Raw genomic sequence first — 6,819 nt, 5'->3', positions numbered from 1 at the left:
GCTGGGAGGGGGCGGGAGTGCGGCTCATGGCCCAGCGAGTGTCCCACGCCCGCAGGCCGTCCCGGCGCCGGTGGCCGCCCGCCCGGGCGCGGCCACCGGCACCCCCCGGTGCGGGTGTGGCGTCAGCGCCGCTCGGTGCGCGACTTGCAGGACACGCAGAGCGTGACGCGCGGGAAGGCCTGCAGCCGGGCCTTGCCGACGGGCCCGGTGCACGACTCGCAGACCCCGTACGCGCCGGAGGTCATGCGCACCAGCGCGCGCTGCGTCTGCTCCAGCAGGTCGCGCGCGTTGTTGAGGATGGTCATCTCGTGCTCGCGACCCGCGGTCGTCGCACCGTGGTCGACCTGGTCGTCACCGGCCCCCTCGCCGCCCGAGCGCACCAGCGCCGAGAAGGAGGAGGTGGCGTCGTCGAGCTGGTGGGTGAGGCGGTCCACCTCGGCCTGCAGCTCCTGGCGGACCTCCTCGAGCTCGGCCGGCGTCCACGCCTCCTCGCTCTCGCGCACCGGGAGCTCGCGCACCGTCGCGGCGCGCGCCGCGCGCCCGCTGGCGTGCCCGTGCCCCGTGATCCGCGTCGTCGCGCCCGCCGTCGCAGTCCCTGCCGTCGTCCCGTGCACCTGTGGTCCCCCCTCCATCTGCTCACGGCCGGGTGCCGCGTGCGGGAGACACTAGGGACTATCACCGTGTGTGAGCAACCGGAAACGGAAAGTTGCCGATGTTCGGCCGCCCGGTGGACCCGCACGCACGACAGCCGCCACCCGTCGGGGAGTGGCGGCTGTCGTGGCGGGCCCTCGGATGGGCTCCTTGGAGGGGCTCTCGCAGGCGCTCGCGGGACGTCGTCGGCGCGTCGCGGCGGCGGCGGCTACCGGCTGACGGCCTCGTCGGGGACGACGCGCTCGACGCGGCGCAGGTCCTCCAGCTGCCCGGTCATGAAGTGCTCCAGCTGCTCGCGGTAGGTCGTCTCCCGCCCGTGCAGCTGGCGGATGACGTCCTCGAGCTGGTGGCGGCGGCTCTCCAGGTCGCCCAGCGTGCGCTCGCGCCGCACCTCGGCCTCGGCCACCACGCGCTGCGCCTGCTCCTCGGCCTCGGCCAGCAGCGCGTCGCGCCGGCTCTCGCCCTCGCGCACGTACTCGTCGTGCAGGCGCTGCGCGAGGGCGATGACCCCCGCCGCGCGCACGGAGGGGTCGCCTCCGCCGGCCCCGGTCGGCCCGGTCGGCCCGGTGGGCGCGGTCGTCGCGGCGACGGGCTCGGGAGCGGCCTCCGCGGCGGCGACCGGTGCCGGCTGCGCGGCCGCCGGCTCGGCGTCGAGCGGGGCGGCCTCGGCGGTCCCGTCGGCGGACGCCGCCGGCTCGGCGGGCACCTGGCCCGCACCGGCGCGGGTCAGCTCGGAGACGCGGGCCTGGCACTGGCCGAGCTGACCGCGCAGCTCGGCGTTCTCGGCGTTGAGCCGGCGCAGCTCGGCGACGACCTCGTCGAGGAAGTCGTCCACCTCGTCCTGCGCGTACCCCTCGCGGACCCGGGTGGGGTTGAAGCGCTTCTCGACGACGTCTTCGGGAGTGAGCGGCATGGCACGCACCTTCGCTGACGGACCGCCCCCGACGGACGGCGAACTCGGCCCCACCGTAGCGGACGTGATCGCCCGCGCCCCGGACGACGGCGCACGGCACCGGCCGTCCCGCCCGCGGCGCACCACGACCACCCGGCACCGCTGCACCCGCAGCGGCGGGCCGGGCGGCTCAGGCCTGGGCGAAGCTCGTCGCGAGCCCGTCGAGGGTGGGCATGAGGATCGAGCAGAGGATGGCCAGCACGAGGAAGGCCAGGTCCAGCTGGACCGCTCCCAGGCGCAGCGGCGGCAGCACCTTGCGCAGGGCCTTCAGCGGCGGGTCGGTGACGGTGTAGACGGACTCGGCGAGGACGAGGACCGCACCGCGCGGCCGCCACTCGCGCGAGAGCGCCTGCACCCAGTCGAGCACCAGCCTGCCGATGAGGCAGATGAAGAAGAGGAAGACGACGAGCTCGAGGAGCTTGAAGAGGACGGCCACGTCCTCATCCTGCCTGACGGACGGCGTCGACCCCCACCGTCACGACTGGTTGAAGAAGGTGCGCTCGGCGGGGCGCTCCTCCTCCTGCGTCGCCACTTCCACGTTCTGCGGCGACAGCAGGAAGACCTTGTTGGTCACCCGTTCGATGGAGCCGTGCAGGCCGAAGACCAGGCCGGCGGAGAAGTCCACGAGGCGCTTGGCGTCCGAGTCGTCCATGTCGGTGAGGTTCATGATCACCGGCACGCCGTCGCGGAAGGACTCCCCGATCGTCTTCGCCTCGTTGTAGGTGCGCGGGTGGATCGTCGTGATCCGGTGCAGCTCACCCGCGCCGGAGGAGACGGGGCTCGACGGGGGAACCACGTGGGCCACCTGCTTCCTGATGGGGGTCACCTGCGCCGTGGCCGCGCTCGGGCGGCGCTCGGCGACGGGGACCGGCTCGGGCGCCGGGCGGGGCTCGTGCCGCACCTCGACGCGGGGTTCGTGCCGCGGTTCGTGCCGGACCTCGCGCGCCGCCTCGCTGCGGGCTCGCGACGACTCGACCTCGGTGTCCTCGGCGTAGCGGTCGTCCTCGGCGAGGCCGAGGTAGACCATCGCATTGCGCAGCGCGCCGGCCATCGCAGGCTCCTCGGGATCGTGCTCGGTTGTCTGACCAGTCGGTGGACCGGGAACCGGACCACCGGGGCGTCCGCTCGGCCCGCAGGGCCGGGTCGGGACGCGCGTGACGTTACCGCGCGGGCGGTCGCGATCCGAGGATGGCACTGCCGACACGCAGGTGTGTCGCCCCGGCCGCCACGGCCTGCTCCAGGTCCCCGCTCATGCCCGCCGACAGCTCGCGCGCGCCCGGGTGGTCCCCGCGCACCCGCTCGGCCAGGGCGGCGAGTGCGGTGAAGGCCGCGGCGGGCTCCGTCCCGCGCGGGGCGACCGCCATGAGACCGCGCAGCCGCAGCGCCGGCTGGGCCGCCACGGCGTCGGCCAGGCGCGGCACGTCGGCCGCCGCCGCGCCGCCCCGGGCGGGGTCCACCGGCTGCCCCAGCGCGGTGGCGAGGTCGACCTGCACGAAGCACCCCAGCGGGCGCCCGGCCCGGGCCGCCTCGGCGCCGAGGGCCGCCGCCAGCTTCGCGCGGTCCACGGAGTGCACGGTGTCGGCGTAGCCCACCACCGAGCGGGCCTTGTTGGTCTGCAGCTGGCCGATGAAGTGCCAGCGCAGGTCCGGCACCCCGGCGCGCAGCGCACCGGCCTTCGCCGAGGCCTCCTGGTCGCGGTTCTCGCCCACGTCGCGCACGCCGAGCGCCGCCAGGGCGCGCACGTCGGCGGCGGGGAAGAACTTGGTGACGACCACGAGCGTCAGCTCCCCCGGGTCCCGGCCGGCCGTGCGCGCCGCGGCGGCCGCCCGGGCGCGCGCGGCCTCCAGGCCGGCGCGCAGCTGCGCGGTGCGCTCGGGGGCGGCCACCGCCTCCTCGGCCGCACCGGCCGCCTCCGGGCCGCTCACGCCAGGACCACGACCGCCCCGCTGCGGCCGGTGCGCCCGTCGCGGCGGTAGGAGTAGAGGTCCCCGTGCTCGCTGGTGCAGCGCGCGGTGCGGCGGGCGGGCACGCCGAGCTCGGCGAGCTGGGCGAGGACCCCGGCGGGGACGTCGACGGCCGGGGTGCCGCGGCGGGTGCGGGCCCGCGCCGCGGGCACGCTGGCGGCGACCTCGTCGGCCATGGCCGCCGGCACCTCGTAGCACCCGCCGCAGATGGAGGGTCCCAGCGCGGCCACCAGGTCGCGGGCGCCGGCCCCGCGCAGCGCCGCGACGACCGCGGGGACGACACCGGCCACCAGGCCGGGCCGGCCGGCGTGGGCCACGGCCACCAGCCCGGCGGCCGGGTCGGCCAGCACGACCGGCACGCAGTCGGCCACGACGACCGCGAGCGCGAGCCCGGGCACGGCGGTGACCAGCGCGTCGGCGCGCGGCGGCGTCGCCGGCACGCCGTCGAGGACGACCACGTCGGCGCCGTGCACCTGCTCGGGCACGACGAGGGCGCGGGCGCCGACCGCGCGGCGCAGGGCGTCGCGGTGGGCGGCCACCCGGCCCGGGTCGTCGCCCACGTGGTCGCCGAGGTTGAGGCCGGCGAAGGGCGGGTCGCCCGCGGCGCCCGCCCGGGTGGTGAACCCGCCGCGGACGCCGGCCGGCAGGCCGGCGTCCAGCAGCGGGACGGGGACGTCGAGCACGGTCGTCAGAGCCGCCCCGACCTCACTTGAGGAAGTCGGGCACGTCGAGGTCGTCCTCCTCGACGCGCGGGCGCACCGGGCGGCGGGCACCCGCGGTGTCCTGGGGCAGCTCGATGATCCGCGGGACCTGGACCGGGTCCTCGCCGGGCACCACCTGCGGCGGCTGCTGGGCCACCGGCTGCTCCTGGTGGGCCTGGTGCTGGGCCTGGTGCTGCGGCTGGTGCTGGGCCGGCTGCTGCTGCTGGACCGGCTGCGCGGGCGCCTGCGCGTAGGCGGGCTGCTGCGCCGGCGCGGGGGCGTACTGCGGCTGCTGCGGCTGCTGCGTGGCCGGGGGCACCTGCGGGGCCTGCGGCGCCGAGGGGGCGAACTGCTGGGAGGGCGCGCCCCAGCCGTCTGGGCGGGCCGCGCGCGGCGGCACGGCGCTGCCCTGCTGCTGCGGGCGGCCGGCGGGCGCCTGGGGGGCCTGGCCCAGGGCGCGCTCGTCGCGGCGGCGCAGCGGGCTGCCGCTGTCGAAGCCCGCCGCGATGACCGTGACGCGGACCTCGTCGCCGAGGGCGTCGTCGATGACGGCGCCGAAGATGATGTTGGCCTCGGGGTGCGCGGCCTCCTGCACGAGGCGGGCGGCCTCGTTGATCTCGTAGAGGCCGAGGTCCGAACCGCCCTGGATGGAGAGCAGGACGCCGTGCGCGCCGTCGATGCTGGCCTCCAGCAGCGGCGAGGAGATCGCCGACTCCGCGGCCTGGACCGCGCGGTCGTCGCCGCGGGCCGAGCCGATGCCCATGAGGGCCGAGCCCGCGCCCTGCATGACCGACTTCACGTCCGCGAAGTCGAGGTTGATGAGACCGGGGGTGGTGATGAGGTCGGTGATGCCCTGGACGCCGGACAGCAGCACCTGGTCGGCGGACTTGAAGGCGTCCAGGATGCTGACCTGCTTGTCGCTGATGGACAGCAGCCGGTCGTTGGGGATGACGATCAGGGTGTCGACCTCGTCGCGCAGCTCGGCGATGCCGGACTCCGCGGAGTTGGCTCGCCGGCGGCCCTCGAAGGTGAAGGGGCGGGTGACCACGCCGATCGTCAGGGCGCCCAGCGAGCGGGCGATGCGGGCGACGACGGGTGCGCCGCCGGTACCGGTGCCGCCGCCCTCGCCGGCGGTGACGAAGACCATGTCGGCGCCCTTGAGCACCTCCTCGATCTCCTCCGCGTGGTCCTCGGCCGCCTTGCGGCCGACCTCGGGGTCGGCGCCCGCGCCGAGGCCGCGCGTCAGCTCGCGGCCGACGTCGAGCTTGACGTCGGCGTCCGACATCAGCAGGGCCTGGGCGTCGGTGTTGACGGCGATGAACTCGACGCCCTTGAGGCCGACCTCGATCATCCGGTTGACCGCGTTCACGCCGCCGCCGCCGACGCCGACGACCTTGATGACCGCTAGGTAGTTCTGCGGAGCTGCCACGTCGAGTGCCTCTCGCCTCTTTCGCCGAATCTCGCTGTGTTGAGCGGTGGTGCGAACCCTGACCCTCAAGTAGAGGGTCAACGTTATGTCACTTCCTGCTGGGTGGTGACCGTAGGGAGCGATGAGGGTGAACTGCAACCGACGGCTCGGCGTGTCGCGCGAACACCCCGGATCGGACGCGTTCGACGGGGGGTGAGACCACCGTGACCCGACTGCGACCACGTCGTGATCAACTCGCAGTCACCAAGTGGTCACTCAGTGCTGGCCCTCAGGACGTGGTGAAGGTCACGGGGTGGCGGTGGCGAAGTCGGGGGCCGAGACGTCGACCTCGTCGGCGGCCGCCACCGCCGGCTCCTGCAGCAGCCGCAGCAGCACCTCGGCCTTGCGCTCGGGGCGCGAGGCGTCGCCCCAGGTGACGCGGGGGCCGTCGGCCAGCTGCAGGCTCACCGCGTCGGGGCTGGTGGCGGCGATGGAGAGCACCAGCGAGCGCACCTGCGGCGACAGCGAGCCGTTGACCGCGATGGCCGCCTGCAGCGCCTGCGGACCCGCGGCGGCGACGTCGACGTCGAGGGTCGGCACGCCGGGCGGCGGGACGTCGTCGTGCACGAGCACCGTGCCGTCCCCGTCGACGAGGTCCACTCCCCCCGTGCGCGAGGGCACCGCCGCGACGGCCTGGCGCTCGTGCACGACGACCCGCAGGGTGGAGGGCCAGGAGCGCGTCACGTCCACCGAGGCGACCAGCGGCAGCTGCTCCACCCGCCGGGCCAGCGAGCCGGTGCCCACCCCGGCCAGCGCAGCACCCCGGGCGTCGTCGACGAGCGCCTCCACTGCGGCCCGGTCGGTGCGCTCCGTCCCCTCGACGCGGACCTGCTCCACCCGCAGCCAGGGCGAGCCCAGCAGCACCCAGCCCACCGCCGCGCAGAGCAGCACCAGGACGGCCGCGGCCAGCGCCGTGCGCCGGCCCGGCCGCCACCGGCGCACCCGCCGGCCGCCGGCGCGTCGGCCAGCTCGGCGAGCGTCACGCCGGGGGCGGGCAGCAGCTCGTGGGCCTGCCGGTTGCCGAGGGTGATGGTGCCGGTCTTGTCCAGCAGCAGGGTGCCGACGTCGCCGGCGGCCTCCACG

Annotated in this window: 8 protein-coding genes; all 8 read right to left on the bottom strand. The window is 76.1% G+C overall.

Annotated features, from left to right (window positions below; all coding sequences use genetic code 11):
- Positions 1–122: 122 nt before the first annotated feature.
- A complete protein-coding gene (locus GTQ99_RS17715) occupies positions 123–518 on the bottom strand; it encodes a TraR/DksA family transcriptional regulator (RefSeq protein ID WP_338075068.1) in 396 nt (131 codons plus the stop codon).
- A 341-nt stretch (positions 519–859) separates the two neighbouring features.
- Complete coding sequence (locus GTQ99_RS17710) at positions 860–1,564, bottom strand: DivIVA domain-containing protein (protein ID WP_166617048.1); 705 nt, start codon at positions 1,562–1,564, stop codon at positions 860–862.
- 169 nt (positions 1,565–1,733) lie between these two features.
- A complete protein-coding gene (locus GTQ99_RS17705) occupies positions 1,734–2,039 on the bottom strand; it encodes a YggT family protein (protein ID WP_166617047.1) in 306 nt (101 codons plus the stop codon).
- A gap of 39 nt (positions 2,040–2,078) precedes the next feature.
- Positions 2,079–2,654, bottom strand: a complete 576-nt coding sequence (locus GTQ99_RS17700; RefSeq protein ID WP_166617046.1) for a cell division protein SepF — start codon at positions 2,652–2,654, stop codon at positions 2,079–2,081.
- 109 nt (positions 2,655–2,763) lie between these two features.
- The gene (locus GTQ99_RS17695; RefSeq protein ID WP_338075067.1) at positions 2,764–3,528 is read right to left on the bottom strand and encodes a YggS family pyridoxal phosphate-dependent enzyme; all 765 of its coding nucleotides are present in this window, start codon (positions 3,526–3,528) and stop codon (positions 2,764–2,766) included.
- Positions 3,525–4,250, bottom strand: a complete 726-nt coding sequence (gene pgeF, locus GTQ99_RS17690; protein ID WP_166617045.1) for a peptidoglycan editing factor PgeF — start codon at positions 4,248–4,250, stop codon at positions 3,525–3,527. The genes GTQ99_RS17695 and pgeF overlap by 4 nt, the downstream gene beginning before the upstream one ends.
- Before the next feature lie 22 nt (positions 4,251–4,272).
- The gene (ftsZ, locus tag GTQ99_RS26270) at positions 4,273–5,697 is read right to left on the bottom strand and encodes a cell division protein FtsZ (RefSeq protein WP_166617044.1); all 1,425 of its coding nucleotides are present in this window, start codon (positions 5,695–5,697) and stop codon (positions 4,273–4,275) included.
- Between the two features lie 285 nt (positions 5,698–5,982).
- Positions 5,983–6,678: a cell division protein FtsQ/DivIB gene (locus GTQ99_RS17680; RefSeq protein ID WP_338075066.1), complete on the bottom strand. Its 696-nt coding sequence runs from the start codon at positions 6,676–6,678 to the stop codon at positions 5,983–5,985.
- Positions 6,679–6,819: the final 141 nt, after the last annotated feature.

It is taken from the genome of Kineococcus vitellinus (assembly GCF_009906315.1).
Classification (GTDB): domain Bacteria; phylum Actinomycetota; class Actinomycetes; order Actinomycetales; family Kineococcaceae; genus Kineococcus; species Kineococcus vitellinus.
This window is presented reverse-complemented; position numbering and strand designations above follow the sequence as displayed.

Excerpts from the sequence above, each read along its gene's own strand:
- GTQ99_RS17710 (WP_166617048.1), bottom strand. The coding sequence starts at position 1,564 with ATGCCGCTCACTCCCGAAGACGTCGTCGAGAAGCGCTTCAACCCCACC.
- GTQ99_RS17700 (WP_166617046.1), bottom strand. The coding sequence starts at position 2,654 with ATGGCCGGCGCGCTGCGCAATGCGATGGTCTACCTCGGCCTCGCCGAG.